Raw genomic sequence first — 20,365 nt, 5'->3', positions numbered from 1 at the left:
GGAACGGCCCCGTCCCCGGCGGTACTTATATCGGGCATACGCGCTTCTCGCGCCCTTCTCAGGACGTCCTCACGGTGCTTTCATGAACGGCGCACAGGCTTGGGGACATGGACGAGAGCATCCGCCGAGGCGGCGAGTACCCCGAGTATCCCGGGGAGAGCGAGCGGCAGTCCGCATATCCCCACGGCGGACCGCGGCACCCCTACGGGCAGGAAGCGCCAGCACCCCAGGGCGCCACGGACCACCCCGACACCACCGGCCACCCGAACACCACGGCGCCCGGCGGCCCCACCGGCCCCGACGGGACCTACGCGTCCTTCGCGGCGGCGCCCGCGCCCCCCGCCCACGCCCCCACCGTGCACCAACACCACCGGCGCCGGATGCGCGGCCCGCTGGGGCTGCTGGCCGCGGTGGCGATCGCGGCGGCGGCCGTCGGGGGCGCGAGCGCGTACGGCGTCCAGCAGCTCACCGGCTCCCACGACGGCGGCACTTCGACCGTGAGCGGCACCACCGTCTCCGCGGGCAGCAAGGGCACCGTCGCCGGGGTGGCCCAGGCGGCGAGCCCCGCCATAGTCGAGATCACCAGCACCAGCGCCTCGGGCGAGTCCCTCGGCTCCGGGGTGGTCATCACCAAGAGCGGGCAGGTCGTCACCAACAACCACGTGGTGACGGGCGCCTCGACCATCAAGGTGCGCACCAGCGACGGCAAGACGTACACCGCGCGCACCCTGGGCACCGACCCCGACAAGGACCTCGCGCTGATCCAGTTGGAGGGCGCCTCGGGGCTCAAGCCCGCCACGCTCGGCGACTCGGACGCGCTGCGCGTCGGCGACGACGTCGTGGCCATCGGCTCCCCCGAGGGCCTGAGCGGCACCGTCACCAGCGGTATCGTCTCCGCGCTCAACCGCGACGTGACCGTGCCTGTCGACGACGACCAGAGCCAGGGCTCCGGCCAAAACGGCCAGGGGAGCGACGGGCAGGAGTGGCCCTTCCGGTTCGGCGGGCAGCAGTTCAACGGCGACACCGGGTCGAGCACCACCACGTACAAGGCGATCCAGACCGACGCCTCGCTCAACCACGGCAACTCCGGCGGCGCCCTCCTCAACATGGAGGGCCAGGTCGTCGGGATCAGCTCCGCGATGTACTCGGGCGACCAGTCGTCGTCCGACTCCGGGAGCGTCGGTCTCGGCTTCGCCATCCCGATCAACGTCGTCAAGGCCGACCTGGACCATCTCCGAGGGTGAGGCGCGGCACCCCCCGCCCACCGTCGCGGCCGGTCAGGCAGTGTGGGGCCTGACCGGCCGCGGCCTGCTGCCGTGCCGAAGGGCGCGGCCGTGCGAGGCTAAGACGCGGTGTCGCGCCCGCAGGCCGTGGCGCCGCGCCGCAGACACCCTGTCCGCGCCGCGCCCGGTGACCGGGCACGGCAGCCCGACCCCGAGGACGCAGGCATGACTCCCCCAGAAGGCGAACCGAGGATTCTGATCGTCGACGACGAGCCCGCCGTGCGCGAGGCCCTGCGGCGCTCCCTCGCCTTCGAGGGCTACGGCACCGAGACCGCCGTGGACGGCGCCGACGCGCTGGAGAAGGCCGCCGAGTACCGGCCCGACCTGGTGGTGCTCGACATCCAGATGCCCCGCATGGACGGCCTCACCGCGGCCCGCCGCATCCGCTCGGGCGGCTCCACGGTGCCCATCCTCATGCTCACCGCGCGCGACACCGTGGGCGACCGGGTCACCGGGCTCGACGCGGGCGCCGACGACTACCTGGTGAAGCCGTTCGAGCTGGACGAGCTGTTCGCCCGCATCAGGGCGCTGCTGCGCCGCAGCTCCTACGCCGCCGACGCGGGCGGCGCCGAGGAGGACGGCGTCTCCAACGTGCTGTCCTTCGGCGACCTCAGGATGGACCTGGCGACCCGCGAGGTGTTCAGGGGCCCGCGCCCGGTGGAGCTGACCCGTACCGAGTTCACCCTGCTGGAGATGTTCCTCGCGCACCCGCGGCAGGTCCTCACCAGGGAGCAGATCCTGAAGGCCGTCTGGGGCTTCGACTTCGAGCCCTCCTCCAACTCCCTCGACGTCTACGTGATGTACCTGCGCCGCAAGACGGAGGCGGGCGGCGAGCCCCGGATCGTGCACACGGTGCGCGGCGTGGGGTACGTACTGCGGCCTGGCGGCGGCGAGTGACCGAGGCACCTCCGGCACCGCCCACGGCGGGCCCCCCGCCGCCGCACCCCCCGACGAGCGTGGCGCGCGCCGCCCGCCGCATCAGGGCGCTGCCGCTGCGCACCCGGCTCGCCATGCTGGTGGCGGCGGCCGTGGCGTTCGCGGTGGCCGCGGTCTCCGTGGTCTGCTGGTTCCTGGTACGCGGCAAGCTGTACGGGGAGGTGGACGCGGACCTCGTCAACACCGTCGGCTCGGTCAGGCTCTCGGACGTCCAGGGCGTGCTCGGCAACTGCACCGAGTCGGCCCCGCCGGCCCAGAACGGCCCGGTGCGCACCGACTACTACCTCCAGGTGGTCAAGTCCGACGGCGGGCGCTGTGTCTGGCCGGGCGCCGCGGGCGCGCTCAAGGTCACCGACGACGACAAGGACGTGGCGAGCGGCGGCGCCCCCGGGGTGCGCCACTTCCGCGACGGCACGGGCGACGACGGCCAGCCGGTACGGGTGCTGACCACCGCGCTCTCCGTGCAGAGCCTGCGCTACGGCGACCTGGCGCTACAGATCGCGCTGCCGCTCAACGACACCCGCTCCACCCTCAACGAACTCGCCCTGATGCTGCTGCTCGCCTCCGGCATCGGCGTACTCGGCGCGGGCGCCGCCGGGCTCGGCGTGGCGCGTGCCGGGCTCAGGCCGGTGGACCAGCTCACCGGCGCGGTCGAACACGTGGCGCGCACCGAGGACCTGACGGTGCGCATCCCGGCCGAGGGCGAGGACGAGATCGCCCGGCTCTCCCGCTCCTTCAACTCGATGACCGCCGCACTCGCCTCCTCCCGCGACCGCCAGGCCAGGCTGATCGCGGACGCCGGGCACGAGCTGCGCACCCCGCTGACCTCGCTGCGCACCAACATCGACCTGCTGGCCCGCAGCGAGGAGACAGGACGGGCGCTGCCGCCCGAGGACAGGACGGCGCTGCTCGCGTCGGTGCGGGCGCAGATGACGGAGCTTGCGGCGCTGATCGGCGACCTCCAGGAGCTGTCGCGGCCCGACGTGGGCCAGCACCCCGACCGGGTACGGGTGACGGCGCTGCACGACATCGTGGACACCGCGCTCGGCCGGGCCAGGCTGCGCGCCACCGAGGTGTCCGTCACGGCCGATGTGCAGCCCTGGTGGGTACGGGCCGAGCCGCCCGCGCTGGAGCGCGCGATCGTCAACATCCTCGACAACGCGGTCAAGTTCAGCCCGGTGGGAGGCACCGTCGAGGTGCGGCTCGCGGCCGGGGTGCTGACGGTGCGCGACCACGGGCCCGGGATTCCCCCGGAGGAGCTGCCGCACGTCTTCGACCGCTTCTGGCGCTCGCCCTCCGCGCGCAGCCTGCCCGGCTCGGGGCTCGGCCTGTCGATCGTGGCGCGCACGGTGCGCCAGAGCGGCGGCGAGGTGGCCCTGCGCCCGGCGGAGGAGGGCACGGGCACGGTGGCGACGGTACGCCTCCCGGGCGCGGCGACCCCACCGCCAGGCGACCCTTCACCGGGCGGGCGGGGTGGCCGGGGAGGCCAGGAGGGTCCGGAAGGCCAGGGCGGGCCGGGCGGCTCGGACGCGGGCGGTCAGGGAGCGGGGTAGGGGCCGTCCGGGGGCGGCGGAAGAGGGGACCGGGACCGGTCCTCGTGCCAGCGCCGCACCGCCGTGCGCACCGCCTCCTCGTCCTCTCGGGCGTGGCCGCCGGAGGCGCCCGCCGCGCCGAGGATCAGATCACCCTCGGTGATGAGGACCCCGCCGGCCCAGGGGACGAAGTCGCCGCCGTAGAGGTGCTGGATGCCGTCGACGATGCCGCCCGGCAGCTCGACCTGCCCCGACGGCTTCAGCGCGAGCAGCGCGGTGCGTGCCTTGGCCACCGCGATTCTGCTGGTCATGGGCATGCCGCCGTCGGCGCGGCGCAGGGCGATCACCTCCCCTGCGACGTCGAGGACGGCCACGGCCAGCGGGGGGAACCCGCGCTCCGCGCCGACCGCGAGCGCGGCCCTGACCACCCCGTCCGCCTCGTCCGACGTCAGCCCCGGGAGGCGTGGAATTCCAGACATGATCGAAAAATATCACCGCCACGGAAGCGGTGGCCCACGGCGGCGGCGGAGACGGCGGAAGGGGCCCCGCCCGTCGGACGGAGCCCCTCCTGTTTCCCCTGCGCGCCGCGGTTTCGCCTGCGTACCACGGCTTTCCCGTACGAGCCGCCGTGCCGCGGGCTTTCCCGTACGAGCCGCCGCGCCGCGGGCCCGCGGTCGTACGACCGCTACCGCACGCCCCTACCGCACGACCGTGATGCGGTCGGCGGCCGGTGGCGAGAGCGGCGCGTCCGCCGAGGAGTTGGCCTTCAGATAGTCGGAGAACGCGGCCAGGTCGTCGCCGCCGACCAGCGGCTCGGTGCCCTTGCCCAGCTCGGCGAAGCCGTCGCCGCCGCCCGCGAGGAAGTTGTTCATGACCACGCGGTAGTTGGCGTCCTGCTCGACGGGCTCACCGTTCAGCTTCACGGAGTCCGCGACCACCCGGTCGGCACCCGACTTGGTCATGTCCAGCGTGTACGTCAGCCCGTCCGAGATCTGGAGGATCTTCGGGGACGCCTCGTTGGCCCCGCTGACCTGCTGCTGGAGCGCCGTGACCAACTGCTCCCCGGTCAGGTTCACCAGGTTCACGGTGTTGCTGAACGGCTGCACCGTGAACGCCTCGCCATAGGTGACCACCCCGTCGCCCTCGTCACCGCTCGCCGCCTTCACCAGGTCGGCGCGGATACCGCCCGGGTTCATCAGGGCGAGGTCGGCCTCCGGGTCGAGGGTCCTGCCGTACGCGAGCTGGGCGTCCGCGATCAGGTCGCCGAGCGGGGACTCGTCACCCTCGCCCGTGATGTCGTCCGCGATATAGCCGACCGGCTCGTTGGCGATCGGGCCCGCCAGCGAGTCCCAGTGGTCGATCAGCGCGGTCATGTCGGGCGCCTTGGGCTGGTCCCTGCTGACCACGTGGTTCGCGGACTTCACGCTGGTGCGCACGATGTCCTTGGTGCGCTTGTCGTACGTCAGCGTGGTGTCGGTGTACAGCCGTCCGAACGACGACGCCGAGGTGACCATGCGCGGCTTGCCCGAGGGGTCGGGGACCGTGCAGACGTACGCCTGGTGGGTGTGGCCGGTGACCAGCGCGTCCACCTTGGGCGAGATGCCCTTGGCGATGTCCACGATCGGCCCCGAGATCCCGTCGCCCGCGCCGGGCGAGTCGCAGTCGTAGTTGTACGACGTCGAGGCGGGCATCCCGCCCTCGTGGATCAGCGCGACGATCGACTTGACGCCCTGCCTGTCCAGCTCCTTGGCGTACTTGTTGACCGTCTCCACCTCGTCGTGGAACTTGAGGCCCTTGACGCCCTCGGCGGTGACGATGTCGGGGGTGCCCTCCAGGGTGACCCCGATGAAGCCGATCTTGACGCCCTTGTGCTTCCACACCCAGTACGGCTTCAGGATCGGCTTGCCCGTCTTCTCGTCCGTCACGTTCGCGGCGAGGTAGGGGTAGTCGGCGCCCTCGAAGGTCCTGCCGTCCTCGTAGCAGCCGTCGTCGGGGTGGCAGCCGCCGTTCTGGAGCCTGGCAAGCTCGGTGGCGCCCTCGTCGAACTCGTGGTTGCCGACGCTGGTGACGTCCAGGTCGAGCTTGTTCATCGCCTCGACGGTGGGCTCGTCGTGGAAGAGCCCGGAGAGCAGCGGGCTCGCGCCCACCAGGTCGCCGGCCGCCGCGGTGATGCTGTACGGGTTGCCCTTGCGTGCGGTGCGCAGCGAGCCGGCCAGGTACTCGACGCCGCCCGCCTGCACGGTCTTCGTGGTGCCGTCCGGCTCGGTCTCGGTGAGGCTGCCGTCGGAGCCGGCGGGGGGCTTGAGGTTTCCGTGGAAGTCGTTGAACGACAGCATCTGCACGTCGACGGTCGGGGCGGGCTTGCCGTGCCCGTGCCCGCCGTGGCCGCCGTGACCGTGGCCATGACTGCCGTGGCCATGACCGTGGCCGTGACCGTGGGGGCCGCCGTGGGTCCCCGTCGCGCTGGCGGGCATCGCGGCGAGCAGCGCGCAGGCGGCGGCGAGCGCCGCGGCGGTGAGGGCCTGGCGGGAACGGCGTCTCGAACGGTGCCGTGACTGGGCTTTGGCTGACACGTGCCCCCCTGTGAGGTGACTGCGGTACGGGTGACGGGCCGCTCCCTTCGGGTGCCGCCCGGGCGCCGTTGCTGCGCCGGGGCGCAGCCTAGGGTCAACGCGCGTAGCGGAACAGGGGGCGCGGGTTACGTACGGGTTGCCTTCCGGGGTCGGGCTTCCTCCCGCGCCCCGGCTGCTGCCCGTACGCTCGTGGTCATGACCAGCGCATCAGCGAGCGAGGCGGGACAGCGTCGCATCGAGACCACCGAGGAACTGACCGCGGCGCAGGCGGAGGAGGTGTCCTCGCTGCTGGCCGCCGCGGCGGCGGCGGACGGGCAGCAGCCCGTCTCGGAGCAGGGCAGGCTGCGGCTGCGGGGCGGCCCGCGTGCCGGGGTGCGGCACCTGCTGCTGACCGTCGGGGACGCGGCGGCGCCCGCGCTGCTCGGCTACGCCCAACTCGACGCCACGGACCCGGTGGAGGCGCCCGCCGCGGAACTCGTCGTACACCCGGACGCCCGTGGCCGCGGCCACGGGCGCGCGCTCGGCAACGCGCTGCTCGCGGAGACCGGCAAGCGGCTGCGGGTCTGGGCGCACGGCGGCCACCCCGCGGCGCGGCACCTGGCGCGGGTGCTCGGGCTCAGCCTCTTCCGCGAACTGCGCCAGATGCGGCGCCCGCTCGGCGGACTCGACATCCCGGAGCCGGTGCTCCCCGAGGGCGTGACGGTACGTCCGTTCGTGCCGGGGCAGGACGACGCGGCCTGGCTCGCCGTGAACGCGGAGGCGTTCGCCCACCACCCGGAACAGGGCTCCCTCACCCAGCGCGACCTGGACGACCGGATGGCGGAGGACTGGTTCGACCCCGAGGGGTTCTTCCTCGCTTTCCGCGGTGGGGAGCTGATCGGCTTCCACTGGACGAAGGTGCATGGGGGGGAGGGCGTGGGTGAGGTGTACGTGGTGGGCGTCCGCCCGGGTGAGCAGGGGGGCGGGCTCGGGAAGGCGCTCACGGCCGTCGGCCTGCTTTATCTGGTGGGGAGGGGGGTGGAGACCGGGATGCTCTATGTCGATGCCGACAACTTGGCGGCGGTGCGGGTGTACGAAGGACTCGGCTTCGCCACTTATGAAACGGACCTGATGTATCGGGCCGAGTCTTAGGTTCCGGGTTCCGGGTTCCGGTTCTCCGTTCTCCGTTCGCGGTTCGGGGTTCGTGGTTCCTCGGGTTCGTGGTTCGTGGTTCGTGGTTCTTCGGTCTCGGCTTGCCGTTGGTATCGGGTGCGGGATTGTGGGGTGGTTTTGTGGTGGTCTCGGTCGTGGTCTGCTTTGGGGAGGACTTGGGGGCGTTTCCATTGGTCGTGGGTCGGGTCCGTGTGAACGACTTCGTCGCCCACACGGACCCTTCCGTTCGTGGGCGGCCTCGGCCCCGGTGGGGGGTTTGTGCGCGGACGCCGGGTGGGGGCTTGGGCGCGTCGGCGGTTTCGGGGGTCAGGTCGGCAGGCGCCGGCCGGTACCCTCGAACCGGATTGACCACGGACGACTCTCGGACCTGATCAGGTTGACAGCCCGGTGGAGGTCCGCATGAAGCGCCAAGAGCCTCGCGTCTGCGCATAGGTGGCGAAGAGGCCCCCTCGGGGAGCACGGGCCGAACGCCCGGTCCCGGTGGAGGCGAGCTCCACTCGGCCCTCAGGCGTCGCCGGACCACGCAGGAAGGGCGAGCGGGCGTCGTCCGACTCGTCGCGCGGGACGCACTCCGAGCCGTTGTCAACGGCGCGCTCGCCTGTGGCCTCCGTTCTGGCCGTGGCCGTTTACCCGTCGTTGTGACGTCTCGCCCGCTCGTCGGCCGTTTCCATTCACCATCTGTGCGGCACCCGCACCAAGTGTTCGCGCGAAGAATGCGTCAAGAGTCGCCGCCCCAGGGTAATCCTCTCCCCTCCCTGCTCGGGTAGGTCGAGTCACTCGCTGCATCGCGAGAGCCTGGTACCCGTCTCGCAAGTTTTCGCGTTGGTCTGGGGTCAGCAGATCTACAGGCCGCTCGTCCATCCATCCCTGAGCGATATTCACCACGTCCTCGTCTCGTGAATCCAAGTATCTGCTTATTTCTGTACAGTAATTCATTCCCGTCTCTATCCACTGTGCGGTAGCCGCATCATGCGCTAGCGCCGCTTGCTCATGAGCGTTTTCACGACGGGCCGAATCCGGGTGGCGTTGATAAGATGCCCAAGCCGCCGCGAGCGCAGTCCTAGTCCGAGTGAATTCTTGCGCGTCGCGCATTGTGACGACCCTCATATCGTCCATTTCTTCATCCATGGGGTTCGCGCGGACAAATTGCCTGGCACCACGCTCCTCGTTGTCCAGAATCAGATCGTCCAGGCTCCTCAGGCTGCTTAGCTGCTGATCGGTGTAGTAGCTTGGATTCAGCTGTGGAGAGACGGCATTGCGTAGATTCTCAAAATCACTGTCACTGCTGCTACTTGGCATTTCAGTCACTCTCCCTTGACGACGTCGACAGAGGTCGATCGGTACCGGAGTGCCGTTCTGAACTCGGACCGCGGCTTCCGCTGCCCTTACCTGTGAAACAACGGCACGGCGAGGAAAACAGTTCAACTGACATCCCGTACCGGGGGTACGGGTCGGGAGACGTGCGGCAGAGGAAAGCGCCTCGCGGACCGCCGAGGAGGAGGTGAAGAGGCGTTCGCCGGCTTCCTCGCAAGGCTTTGGTGCAGTCGTGTGGTGTCCGGCTGGTGTCGATCTGTCGGGCGCGAGGTGGCGCGGGGGACGGGGACGGGCTTCCGGGGTCATGGAGTTCTCTACGCCCCGTGATCCGAGGGGAAGAGCGTGCCTGTCGGCGCAGCACCACTGGGCCCGTCCTCGCCCACTGGACGCCGACGAGAAGCCCGGAGAGGCCACCGATCGCCAAAGGCAGCCAGAAGAACCCCCGAAAGCGGCTCCAAGCAGCTCAAAACTCTTCCCTCAAAAGACATCCCGCTCCAGGGCCACACCCAGGACACCGGCCACGGACGCTCCGAGACCCGCCGGATCAAGACCACCATCACGACCGTCCACGCCGTCACCAGCCCGACCACCGGCCCCCCACCGGGGCCGAGGCAGCCCCGCGCCACCCCCGAGGGGCCCCCACGGCCGAGACCACCACCGACAACCCCAAAGACAGCACCCCCGACGCACCGCGAGCCAAGCGCACCCCAAGCCTCGTCCACCGGGGAGAATCCGGCTGTCCCCCGGGGGGTCATATGGCCGTAACCACTGATTCAGACTCCCTTGCGACGCTCGCGGAATGCAGCCCGCCGTGCCCGACCAGCCGCAGAACGGGACGCCCCCAGGCTCCGGTGCGACCTTCAGCGCGCCGGGCAGGCCGGGTGCGCGGAAGAATAGGGTCATGACACAGCCCGACGCCCACGCGCAGACCCCGTCGCCCCGGCCTGGTGCCGCCGCAGGGGTCGGCGGTGTGGCCCCGGGCCCCGGGGCGCAGCACACCCAGCCCTCGGTCGGCTCCCTCGCCGCGCACCGCCCGCACACCGTCGCCGCCGCCGTCCCCGACCTCGACCCCGATCTCGACGCCGACCTCGATGTCTACGAGGAGGACGCCGAGGCCACCGAGCTGCCCCAGGGGCGCTTCCTCGACCGTGAGCGAAGCTGGCTCGCCTTCAACGAACGCGTACTCGAACTGGCCGAGGACCCGAGCACCCCGCTGCTCGAACGGGCAAACTTCCTGGCGATCTTCGCCAGCAATCTGGACGAGTTCTTCATGGTCAGGGTCGCGGGTCTCAAGCGCCGTATCGCGACCGGGGTCGCCACCCGCTCCGCCTCCGGGCTCCAGCCCCGCGAGGTGCTGGAGATGATCTGGGCGAGGGCCAGGGAGCTGATGGCCAGGCACGCCGCCTGCTACCAGGAGGACGTCTCCCCCGCGCTCGCGGAGGAGGGCATCCACCTGGTCCGCTGGGACGAGCTGTCGGAGAAGGAGCAGGCGGGCCTGTTCACGCTGTTCAGGAACCGCATCTACCCCGTTCTCACGCCGCTCGCGGTCGACCCCGGGCACCCGTTCCCGTACATCTCGGGCCTCTCGCTGAACCTCGCCGTCGTGGTGCGCAACCCGGTCAGCGGGCACCGGCACTTCGCGCGGGTGAAGGTGCCGCCGCTGCTGTCCCGCTTCCTCGAAGCGTCCCCGCAGCGGTATGTGCCGGTGGAGGACGTGATCGCGGCGCATCTGGAGGAGCTGTTCCCCGGCATGGAGGTGCTTGAGCACCACATGTTCCGGGTGACCAGGAACGAGGACCTTGAGGTCGAGGAGGACGACGCGGAGAACCTTCTCCAGGCCCTGGAGAAGGAGTTGATGCGGCGCCGCTTCGGGCCGCCGGTGCGTCTGGAGGTCGAGGAGTCCATCGACCGGTACGTCCTCGACCTGCTGGTACGCGAGCTGAAGATCAGCGAGGCCGAAGTGTACCCGCTGCCGGGGCCGCTCGACCTCACCGGGCTCTTCGGCATCGCCTCGCTGGACAGGCCAGAGCTGAAGTACCCCAAGTTCGTCGCGCGTATCCACCGCGGACTCTCCGAGGTGGAGTCCGCGACCGCGCCCGACATCTTCTCCGCGCTGCGCGAGCGCGACGTCCTGCTGCACCACCCGTACGACAGCTTCTCCACGTCCGTGCAGGCGTTCCTCGAACAGGCCGCGAACGACCCCGACGTACTGGCGATCAAGCAGACCCTGTACCGCACCTCGGGCGACTCCCCGATCGTGGACGCGCTGATAGACGCGGCCGAGTCCGGCAAGCAGGTGCTGGTGCTCGTGGAGATCAAGGCGCGCTTCGACGAGCAGGCCAACATCAAGTGGGCCCGCAAGCTGGAGGAGGCGGGCTGCCACGTGGTGTACGGGCTCGTCGGCCTCAAGACGCACTGCAAGCTGTCGCTCGTGGTGCGCCAGGAGGGCGAGACGCTGCGCCGCTACTCGCACGTGGGCACGGGGAACTACCACCCGAAGACAGCGCGCCTCTACGAGGACCTGGGGCTGCTGACCGCGGACCCGCATGTCGGGGCCGACCTCTCCGACCTGTTCAACCGGCTGTCGGGCTACTCGCGCCGTGAGACCTACCGGCGCCTGCTGGTCGCGCCGAAGTCGCTCAGGGACGGCCTGGTCTCGCGGATCGACAAGGAGGCGCACCACCACCGCGCCGGGCGGCCCGCCTTCGTCCGTATCAAGGTCAACTCGATGGTCGACGAGGCCGTCGTCGACGCCCTGTACCGGGCCTCGCGCGCGGGCGTCCCGGTGGACGTGTGGGTGCGCGGGATCTGCGCGCTGCGGCCCGGGGTCGCGGGGCTCTCGGAGAACATCCGGGTACGGTCCGTGCTCGGCCGCTTCCTTGAGCACTCGCGGATCTTCTCGTTCGGCAACGGCGGCGAGGCCGAGGTGTGGATCGGCAGCGCCGACATGATGCACCGCAACCTGGACCGCAGGATCGAGGCCCTGGTACGGGTGGCCGACCCCGCCCACCGGGCGACGCTGAACCGGCTGCTGGAGACCGGCATGTCCGACAGCACCTCCTCCTGGCACCTGGGCCCCGACGGCGACTGGACGCGGCACGCGACGGACCCCTCCTCCGGCAGGCCGCTGCGCAACATCCAGGAGACGCTCATAGACGCCCGGAGGCGCCGGCGTGGCACAGCGACACCATGACCCCGGCGGCGGCGCCCGGGGGCGCGCCGCGGAGTCCGGGGCCCGGCACCGGGGCGGCACAGGACCGCCCCCGGCGGGCGCGGGTCCGGCGGGCGCGGTGTACGGGGCGGCCGAGGGGCGGGTGCGTGAGCGGCCCCCGGCGCCCCGAGTACAAGGACCACCGGGGAGCGGCGGGGCACAGGCCGCCGCCCCACCGAGCGAGGAGGCCAGGCCGGGCGCGGCGCGGGTCTCGGGGGAGCAGGCCGTGAGCGGGGACGGACTGGCCGCGGGCAAAGAAGGGCTGCCCGGGCAGCTTCAGGGGCAGGCGACGGAGTTCCTCCGCTCGCTGCGGCAGCACCGGGAGAGCGGCGGCGCAGGCAGCGGCGGCGAGGAGCCGGCGGAGGCGGTGCGCGCGCTGCGGGCCGCGGCCCGCAGGATCGGCGGCACCCTGCACACCTTCAGACCGCTGCTCGACCCGGAGTGGTCGGACGCGCTCCGCGCCGAGCTCGGTTGGCTCTCCAGCACGCTGGGCCACGAGCACGCCTGCGCGGCCCGGCTCGAACGGCTGCTCGGCGCGCTGCACCGGCTCTCCGGCGCCCCCGGCGTGCCGGGACAGCACCCGGCGGCCGACCCCGCGCCGCCCGCGCGGGCGGGCCGCGAGCGGCCGGGCGCCCAGGCGGCGGGCGGCGAGCGGCGCGGCGTCCCGGCGCGCGGCAGGCCCGCGGCGAACGGCCTGCGCACCGCGCCGCCGCTCACACCGCAGCCCGAGCCCCCGGCCGGCCCCGCCGCGGGGCCCCCGATGCCGGGGACGCTCACGGTGGGGGCGGCGAAGGCGGGCGCGCTGCTCGAACGGCAGCTCACCCTGGCCAGGACGAGGGCGCACTCCACCGCACTCCAGGCCCTCGGCTCCTCCCGCTTCCACGCCCTCGCCGACCGGGTGGCGGTACTGGCGAGCGAGGTGCCGCTGCTGCCGGGCGCCGCTGGCGCCGACCTGGCGCAGTACGCGGCGGAGGCGGAGAACCGGCTGATGGAGGCGGTCGCGGCGCTGCCGCTGCACCGCGCGGGGCGCCCGTACAACGCGGACTCGCTCGCCCAGAGCCTCGCGGCCGACCCGGCGCCGCACGCCCAGGACGCGCCCTGGCACCAGGTAAGGCTGCTGCTGCGGCTGCACAGGTACGCGCGCGAGGTGCTGGGCGCCGAGCGGCAGCGCGAGCCTGGCAGGGACGGCAGGCTCGCCGAGGCGGGGCGCGCGCTCGACCGGCACCGGGACGCGGCCGAGGCCGCCGCCGCTGCCGCCGCGGCGGCGCGTACGCCCCGGATCGCCCCGTCGACCGCGTACGCGCTCGGGCTGCTCCACGCGGACCAGCGGCACGAGGTGGAGGCGGCGCGGTTCGCGTTCCACGAGGCGTGGCTGCGGGAGGTGGTGAGGGCGCGATGACGGTGACGGGTGCCGACGGGGTGACCGTGCTCGCCGCGGGCTGCCTGCTGTGGCGGCCCGCGCCGGGCGGGGGGATCGAGCTGGCGCTGGTGCACCGGCCCAAGTGGGACGACTGGTCCCATCCGAAGGGGAAGCTCAAGCGCGGCGAGTCCGCGCGGCGGGCCGCGGTGCGCGAAGTGCGTGAGGAGACCGGCATGGAGTGCCGGCTCGGCGCGGAGCTGCCGACGGCGTGCTACCTGGTGGACGGGCGGCCCAAGCAGGTCAGGTACTGGGCGGCGCGGGCCACCGGAGGGGTGTTCACCCCGAACCGTGAGGTCGACCGGGTGGTGTGGCTGCCGCCCGTCGAGGCACGGGGCCGGTTGACGGTCGGGCAGGACCGGGAGCTGGTGGCCTCCCTCCTCGGAACCCTGGCGGGCGGGGCGTAGCCGCTGCGGCTGCGGCGGGCGGAGAAAGAGCGCCGCCCCTTCTGCCCGGCGCGCGCGGGCGCGGGGCTACGTCCTCCCGGCGCGGGGGTGGGCCACGTCTCCCCGGCGCGGGCGTGGCGGTCCCGTGGGGCCTTCGGCCCCCTCCCGGCGCGTCTCTCGCGGGCGGGGGCTCGGGGATCGGTTGAAAATGAGGAAAAAACCTCCGAGCCGGGCGCTCGACCCGTGCCGCCCGGAGCCGTTCCCCGCCCACCCCCGCCCCGTGCGGCGCACGGCCCGCGCCGGACCCCGACGTCGCGTGACATGGACGACGTTCGTCCGTGAGCATTCCGTTACCTAACCGCACCGCCCGCCGAGGTTCACCCGCCGTTCACTTTTGCCCATCGGGCGCTTCACCTCATCTGCCTAATTTCGGCCCCAGAACGATGCGTGCCGCTCCCCACACGCGCCGCGCAGCAACCGTCCGTAACGACATGCGATCCCGACTTCGCACGCCGCCCGCGAGAGGCGGCTCCTGGAAGGAACTCCCGAAAGTGAAGCTTCAGCGCAAGAACCGGCTTCGCGCCCTCACCCTCGGCGCCGTCGCCGTCTCCGGCGCCCTGGCCCTCACGGCGTGCGGCTCGGACGACACCGGCGGCAGCGACGACGCCAGCAGCGGCACGGGCAACAGCAGCAACGCCCAGGCCGGGTCGATCAAGTGCGACGACGCCAAGGGTGAGCTGCTCGCCAACGGCTCCTCCGCGCAGAAGAACGCGATCGACGCGTGGGTGAAGAACTACACGGCGGCCTGCAAGGACGTACGCATCAACTACAAGCCGGACGGCTCAGGCGCCGGCGTCACCTCGTTCCTCCAGGGCCAGACCGCGTTCGCGGGCTCGGACTCGGCGCTGAAGCCCGAGGAGATCGAGAAGTCGAAGTCGGTCTGCAAGGACAGCCAGGCCATCGACCTCCCGATGGTCGGCGGCCCGATCGCCATCGGCTACAACGTCCCCGGCGTCGACAACCTGGTCCTCGACGCCCCGACCCTGGCCAAGATCTTCGACGACAAGATCAAGACCTGGGACGACGACGCGATCAAGGCGCTGAACCCCGACGCCAAGCTCCCGAGCACCAAGATCCAGGCGTTCCACCGCTCGGACGAGTCCGGCACCACGGACAACTTCACCGCATACCTGAAGGCCGCCGCCGCGAGCGACTGGAAGTACGAGGGCGGCAAGGTCTGGCAGGCCAAGGGCGGCCAGTCCGCCACCGGCTCCTCCGGGCTCGCGCAGCAGGTCACCCAGACCGCCGGCGCCATCTCCTACTTCGAGCTGTCGTACGCCACGAACGGCATCAAGACCGTCGACGTGAAGACCAAGGCCGCCGACCCGGTCAAGGCCACCGTCGACAACGCCTCCAAGGCCATCGGCGCGGCGAAGGTCGTCGGCGAGGGCAAGGACCTCGCCCTCCAGCTCAACTACGACCCCAGCGACGAGGGCGCGTACCCGATCACCCTGGTCACGTACGAGATCGCCTGCGAGAAGGGCAACAAGGCGGACACCCTGCCCGCCACCAAGTCCTTCCTCAACTACATCGCGAGCGAGGACGGCCAGGCGCTGCTGAAGGACAACAGCTACGCCCCGCTGCCCGACGAGATCGCCACCAAGGTCCGCGACACCATCAGCGGCCTGAGCTGACCCGATCGCGGGCGGTCGCCGAGCCCCGGCCGACCGCCCGCGCCGTCCGGTGCACCGCCGCCCGGAGCCGCCCACGAAGCGGCTCCGCAGACCGGAGACTAAGCATGGACACCACAACCCAGAGCCCCACGGCTCCTCCCCCACCCCCCGTGCCGAGCGACGCGCAGCACCGCAGGGAAGCGCGCGGCGCCACTCGCATGGGCGACCGAATATTCCTCGGCTTCTCCCGCGGGTCCGGCATCCTGCTGCTGGTGATCATGGCCGCCATCGCGGCCTTCCTCGCCTACCGCTCCGTGTCGGTGATCAGCAAGGACCACGGGAACTTCTTCACCACCTTCGAGTGGAACGCCAACACCGACCCGCCGGTGTTCGGCATCGCGGTCCTGGCCTTCGGCACCGTCGTCTCGTCGATCATCGCGATGCTGCTCGCGGTGCCGGTGTCGATGGGCATCGCCCTGTTCACCACGCACTACGCGCCCCGCAAGCTCAGCGGCGTGCTCGCGTACGTGATCGACCTGCTGGCCGCCGTGCCGTCCATCGTGTACGGCCTGTGGGGCGCGCTGGTGCTCGTCCCGCATCTGAACGGCCTCTTCGGCTGGCTCGACACCTACCTCGGCTGGACCCACATCTTCTCGTGGGAGGGCGGCGCCCCGCGCTCCCTGCTCACGGTCTCCATCCTGCTGGCGATCATGATCCTGCCGATCATCACCAACGTCAGCCGCGAGGTCTTCCGGCAGGTGCCGCAGATGCACGAGGAGGCCGCGCTCGCGCTCGGCGCCACCCGCTGGGAGGTCATCAGGATGGCCGTGCTGCCGTTCGGCCGCTCCGGCGTGATCTCCGCGTCGATGCTGGGCCTCGGCCGCGCGCTGGGCGAGACGATGGCCGTGGCCACCGTGCTCTCCCCGATCATGGACATCAAGGCCAGCCTGCTCGACCCGGGCGGCGGCACCTTCGCGCAGAACATCGCCAGCAACTTCAGCGAGGCCACGGAGGAGGGCCGGGACGCGCTGATCGCCTCGGGTCTCGTGCTCTTCGTCATCACCCTGCTGGTCAACGGCGCGGCCCGCGCGATCATCGCCCGCCGCCGCGAGTACTCGGGGGCGAACGCATGAGCACCGTCCAGGACATCGCCCCCAAGCGGCACTCGGCCCTCCAGGGCGCGACGCTGCCCCGCTGGTCGCCGTGGGCGATCGCGGTCGCCGCCGTCGCCGTGGCGGTCGCCATCGGCCTCGGCGCCGGGCTCAGCAGCCGCATCCAGTGGGGCCTGATCGCCGCCGTGCTGTTCGTCGCCGGCTCGTACGCGGTCGCCTACCGGGTCGAGGGCAGGCGGCAGGCCAAGGACCGGGTCGCCACCAGCGTCGTCTGGGTGGCCTTCCTCATCGCGCTGATCCCGCTGGTCTCCCTGGTGTGGGTCACCATCGAGCGCGGCGTCAAGGTGCTCAACGGCTACTTCCTGACGCACTCGATGGGCGTGGTCGCCGACCGCGACCCCGGCGGCGGCATCAACCACGCCATCATCGGCACCCTTGAGCAGGTCGGCATCGCCACCGTGATCGCCGTGCCGATCGGCATCCTGACCGCCATCTACCTCGTCGAGTACGGGCGCGGCAAGCTGGCCGCGGCCGTCACCTTCTTCGTCGACGTCATGACGGGCATCCCGTCCATCGTCGCCGGTCTGTTCGTCCTCAGCTTCTGGATTCTGATGCTGGACATGGGCCCCTCCGGGTTCGCGGGCTCCCTCGCCCTGGCGATCCTGATGATGCCCGTGGTGGTCCGCTCCACCGAGGAGATGCTGAAGCTCGTCCCGAACGAGCTGCGCGAGGCGTCGCTCGCCCTCGGTGTCCCCAAGTGGCGCACCATCCTGCGGGTGGTGATCCCGACATCCATCGGCGGTATCACCACCGGTGTGGTGCTCGCCATCGCGCGTATCGCGGGTGAGAGCGCGCCCGTCCTGCTGCTGGTGTGGGGTTCGCCCTTCATCAACAACGACCCCTTCGACGGGGCGCAGGCGTCGCTGCCGCTCTACATCTACCAGCAGTACGCCAACAGCGCGGGCTCGGGCGCCGCGTACGACCGCGCCTGGGCGGCAGCCCTCACCCTGATCATCTTCATCATGATCCTCAATCTGGTGGCCCGCGGCATCGCCCGCTGGAAGTCCCCCAAGACCGGCCGCTGACGCGGCGACGAAAGAAGCAGTGATCCAGATGGCCAAGCGAATCGACGTCAGCGGCCTCACCGCCTACTACGGCTCCCACAAGGCGATCGAGGACATCTCGATGACCGTGGAGCCCCGCTCGGTGACGGCCTTCATCGGCCCCTCGGGATGTGGCAAGTCCACCTTCCTGCGGACCCTCAACCGGATGCACGAGGTCACCACGGGTGGCCGCGTCGAGGGCAAGGTGCTCCTCGACGACGAGGACCTGTACGGCGCGAACATCGACCCGGTGTCGGTGCGCCGCACCGTCGGGATGGTCTTCCAGCGCCCGAACCCGTTCCCCACCATGTCGATCTACGACAACGTGGCGGCGGGGCTCAAGCTGAACGGCTCGTACAAGAAGAGCCGGCTCGGCGACACCGTCGAGAAGTCCCTCAGGGGCGCCAACCTCTGGAACGAGGTCAAGGACCGGCTGAACAAGCCGGGCTCCGGCCTCTCCGGCGGCCAGCAGCAGCGGCTGTGCATCGCCAGGGCGATCGCCGTGGAGCCCGACGTGCTGCTGATGGACGAGCCCTGCTCGGCGCTCGACCCGATCTCCACCCTCGCCATCGAGGACCTGATCGGGGAGCTGAAGGAGCGCTTCACGATCGTCATCGTGACGCACAACATGCAGCAGGCCGCCCGGGTCTCGGACCGCACGGCGTTCTTCAACCTGGCGGCCGTGGGCCAGCCGGGGCGGCTGATCGAGATCGACGAGACCGAGCGCATCTTCTCCAACCCCTCGGTCCAGGCGACGGAGGACTACATCTCCGGCCGCTTCGGCTGAGCGTCTCGGGACGCGCCGCCTCGGGCGGGTCCCGGCAGACCCTCGCGGTGCTGCATGGCGGTGCCACCGCGAGGCAAGGGCCCGCCCCCTCGAAGCTCCCAGGGGGCGGGCCCCCGCTGTCACCGGTCACGGCGCGCGCCCACGCAGCGGCCCGCGCCGACGGGGCCAGGGCCGCCAGGTCACCCGAAGAGCAGCAGGACCACCCAGTAGCTGACGGCCGCGACCACGGCGGCGGCCGGCATCGTGATGAACCACCCGAGCACGATGTTCTTCGCCACCCCCCACCGCACCGCGTTGACCCGCTTGGTCGCGCCGACGCCCATGATCGCCGACGTGATGACGTGCGTCGTCGAGATCGGCGCGTGGAAGAGGAACGCGGAGCCGAACATGATCGTGGCCCCGGTGGTCTCCGCCGCGAACCCCTGCGGCGGGTCGAGTTCGATGATCTTCCGGCCCAGGGTGCGCATGATCCGCCAGCCGCCGGCGTACGTGCCGAGCGACAGCATCACCGCGCAGACCAGCTTCACCCACACCGGGATCGGGTCGCCGTAGTCGGACACGTCGGCGATGACGAGCGCCATCACCACCACGCCCATGGTCTTCTGGGCGTCCTGGAGCCCGTGCCCGAGCGCCATCGCGGCCGCCGACACGGTCTGCGCGACCCGGAACCCCCGCTTGGCCTTGTGCGGGTTGGACTTGCGGAAGAGCCAGAGGATCGCGCACATCACCAGATAGCCCGCGATGATCCCGATGACGGGCGAGAGGAACATCGGGATGACGATCTTGTCGAGCACCCCGGACCAGTACACGGTGATGCCCCCGGCGAGCGCCGCCCCCACCATGCCGCCGAAGAGCGCGTGCGACGAGGAGGACGGGAGCCCGAAGTACCAGGTGACGAGGTTCCAGACGATCGCCCCGAAGAGGGCGGCGAAGAGGATGCCCATCCCCTGGTCGCCGTGCGGGGTGGAGATGAGGCCCTGGCTGACGGTCTTGGCGACACCGCTGCCGAGGAAGGCGCCCGCGAGGTTCATCACGGCCGCCATGGCGAGGGCGGCCCGCGGTGTCAGCGCCCTGGTGGACACCGAGGTCGCGATCGCGTTCGCCGAGTCGTGGAAGCCGTTCGTGTACGTGAAGAAGAGCGCGACCGCTATGGTCACGACGAGGGCGAAGATGTCCACGTCGCCTCAGGACTCCTTGACGGCGATGGTCTCCACCGTGTTCGCGACGTGTTCGAAGGCGTCGGCCGCCTCCTCCAGCACGTCCACGATCTGCTTGAGCTTGAGGACCTCTATCGCGTCGTACTTGCCGTTGAACAGGTGGGCCAAGAGCTTGCGGTGGATCTGGTCGGCCTGGTTCTCCAGGCGGTTGACCTCGATCCAGTACTCGGTCAGGTTGTCCATGGTGCGCAGGTTGGGCATGGCCTCCGCGGTCAGCTCCGCGGCCCTGGCCAGCACCTCGACCTGCTGCTCCACGCCCTTCGGCAGCTCGTCGACCTGGTAGAGGACGACGAGGTCGACGGCCTCCTCCATGAAGTCCATGATGTCGTCGAGCTGGGAGGCGAGGGAGTAGATGTCCTCGCGGTCGAACGGGGTGATGAAGGACGAGTTGAGCTGGTGGAAGATGGCGTGTGTGGCATCGTCCCCGGCGTGCTCCGCGGCTCTCATGCGTTCGGCGATGGCGGCACGGGCAGCGGTGTCCGCCCCGAGCAGTTCCATCAGGAGCTTCGAGCCCGTGACAATGTTGTCCGCTGACGCGGCGAACATGTCGTAGAAGCTCGTCTCCCTTGGGGTCAGACGAAAGCGCACGTAGGGTCCTCGGATGCTTGGTTTTCGGACAGGCTGATGCTAAGCGCAACATCTAGCCACGGCTAACCGGCGTCCCCAGTG

The 20,365-nt window shown here is 71.1% G+C and carries 15 protein-coding genes; 11 read left to right on the top strand and 4 right to left on the bottom strand.

Annotation, left to right across the window (positions count from 1 at the left end; genetic code table 11):
- Positions 1–107: 107 nt before the first annotated feature.
- The 3 genes from ACIBIW_RS19430 to ACIBIW_RS19420 all read left to right on the top strand — a co-directional run bounded on the left by ACIBIW_RS19430 (position 108) and on the right by ACIBIW_RS19420 (position 3,772).
- Positions 108–1,244, top strand: coding sequence for a S1C family serine protease (locus ACIBIW_RS19430; protein WP_399337706.1), 1,137 nt, complete (start codon positions 108–110; stop codon positions 1,242–1,244).
- Positions 1,245–1,448: 204 nt separating this feature from the next.
- Positions 1,449–2,180 carry a response regulator transcription factor gene (locus tag ACIBIW_RS19425; protein WP_399337704.1) on the top strand — a complete coding sequence of 244 codons (732 nt, stop codon included), beginning with the start codon at positions 1,449–1,451 and terminating at the stop codon, positions 2,178–2,180.
- Between the two features lie 59 nt (positions 2,181–2,239).
- On the top strand, positions 2,240–3,772 hold the full coding sequence (locus ACIBIW_RS19420) for an ATP-binding protein (RefSeq protein WP_399338367.1): 1,533 nt from the start codon (positions 2,240–2,242) through the stop codon (positions 3,770–3,772).
- Here ACIBIW_RS19420 and ACIBIW_RS19415 read toward each other — a convergent pair.
- Both ACIBIW_RS19415 and ACIBIW_RS19410 read right to left on the bottom strand, forming a co-directional pair.
- Positions 3,757–4,230, bottom strand: a complete 474-nt coding sequence (locus ACIBIW_RS19415; protein WP_399337702.1) for a heme-binding protein — start codon at positions 4,228–4,230, stop codon at positions 3,757–3,759. The genes ACIBIW_RS19420 and ACIBIW_RS19415 overlap by 16 nt on opposite strands.
- A gap of 219 nt (positions 4,231–4,449) precedes the next feature.
- On the bottom strand, positions 4,450–6,324 hold the full coding sequence (locus ACIBIW_RS19410; RefSeq protein ID WP_399337700.1) for a bifunctional metallophosphatase/5'-nucleotidase: 1,875 nt from the start codon (positions 6,322–6,324) through the stop codon (positions 4,450–4,452).
- A 195-nt stretch (positions 6,325–6,519) separates the two neighbouring features.
- Here ACIBIW_RS19410 and mshD point away from each other — a divergent pair, with 195 nt between their 5' ends.
- From mshD to pstB, 8 genes are all read left to right on the top strand, one after another.
- The gene (mshD, locus tag ACIBIW_RS19405) at positions 6,520–7,455 is read left to right on the top strand and encodes a mycothiol synthase (RefSeq protein ID WP_399337698.1); all 936 of its coding nucleotides are present in this window, start codon (positions 6,520–6,522) and stop codon (positions 7,453–7,455) included.
- 2,236 nt (positions 7,456–9,691) lie between these two features.
- Positions 9,692–11,983 carry an RNA degradosome polyphosphate kinase gene (locus ACIBIW_RS19400; protein WP_399337696.1) on the top strand — a complete coding sequence of 764 codons (2,292 nt, stop codon included), beginning with the start codon at positions 9,692–9,694 and terminating at the stop codon, positions 11,981–11,983.
- Between the two features lie 244 nt (positions 11,984–12,227).
- Complete coding sequence (locus ACIBIW_RS19395) at positions 12,228–13,400, top strand: CHAD domain-containing protein (RefSeq protein ID WP_399337694.1); 1,173 nt, start codon at positions 12,228–12,230, stop codon at positions 13,398–13,400.
- Positions 13,397–13,825, top strand: a complete 429-nt coding sequence (locus ACIBIW_RS19390) for an NUDIX hydrolase (protein WP_399337692.1) — start codon at positions 13,397–13,399, stop codon at positions 13,823–13,825. The genes ACIBIW_RS19395 and ACIBIW_RS19390 overlap by 4 nt, the downstream gene beginning before the upstream one ends.
- Positions 13,826–14,355: 530 nt before the next feature.
- Positions 14,356–15,498 carry a phosphate ABC transporter substrate-binding protein PstS gene (pstS, locus tag ACIBIW_RS19385; RefSeq protein WP_399337690.1) on the top strand — a complete coding sequence of 381 codons (1,143 nt, stop codon included), beginning with the start codon at positions 14,356–14,358 and terminating at the stop codon, positions 15,496–15,498.
- Positions 15,499–15,602: 104 nt separating this feature from the next.
- A complete protein-coding gene (gene pstC / locus ACIBIW_RS19380) occupies positions 15,603–16,610 on the top strand; it encodes a phosphate ABC transporter permease subunit PstC (protein ID WP_399337688.1) in 1,008 nt (335 codons plus the stop codon).
- Positions 16,607–17,674, top strand: a complete 1,068-nt coding sequence (gene pstA, locus ACIBIW_RS19375) for a phosphate ABC transporter permease PstA (RefSeq protein ID WP_399337686.1) — start codon at positions 16,607–16,609, stop codon at positions 17,672–17,674. Before pstC ends, pstA begins: the two co-directional genes overlap by 4 nt.
- Before the next feature lie 28 nt (positions 17,675–17,702).
- The gene (gene pstB / locus ACIBIW_RS19370; protein ID WP_399337684.1) at positions 17,703–18,479 is read left to right on the top strand and encodes a phosphate ABC transporter ATP-binding protein PstB; all 777 of its coding nucleotides are present in this window, start codon (positions 17,703–17,705) and stop codon (positions 18,477–18,479) included.
- 179 nt (positions 18,480–18,658) lie between these two features.
- Here the strand turns inward: pstB and ACIBIW_RS19365 are convergent, their stop codons facing one another.
- A complete protein-coding gene (locus ACIBIW_RS19365; protein ID WP_399337682.1) occupies positions 18,659–19,657 on the bottom strand; it encodes an anion permease in 999 nt (332 codons plus the stop codon).
- A gap of 6 nt (positions 19,658–19,663) precedes the next feature.
- Positions 19,664–20,284, bottom strand: coding sequence for a DUF47 domain-containing protein (locus tag ACIBIW_RS19360; RefSeq protein WP_399337680.1), 621 nt, complete (start codon positions 20,282–20,284; stop codon positions 19,664–19,666).
- Positions 20,285–20,365: the final 81 nt, after the last annotated feature.

The sequence above is a fragment of the Streptomyces sp. NPDC050560 genome (genome assembly GCF_044457285.1).
Classification (GTDB): Bacteria; Actinomycetota; Actinomycetes; order Streptomycetales; family Streptomycetaceae; genus Streptomyces.
Note: the sequence above shows the minus strand (reverse complement) of the source record. Positions and strands in the feature narration are given on the sequence as shown.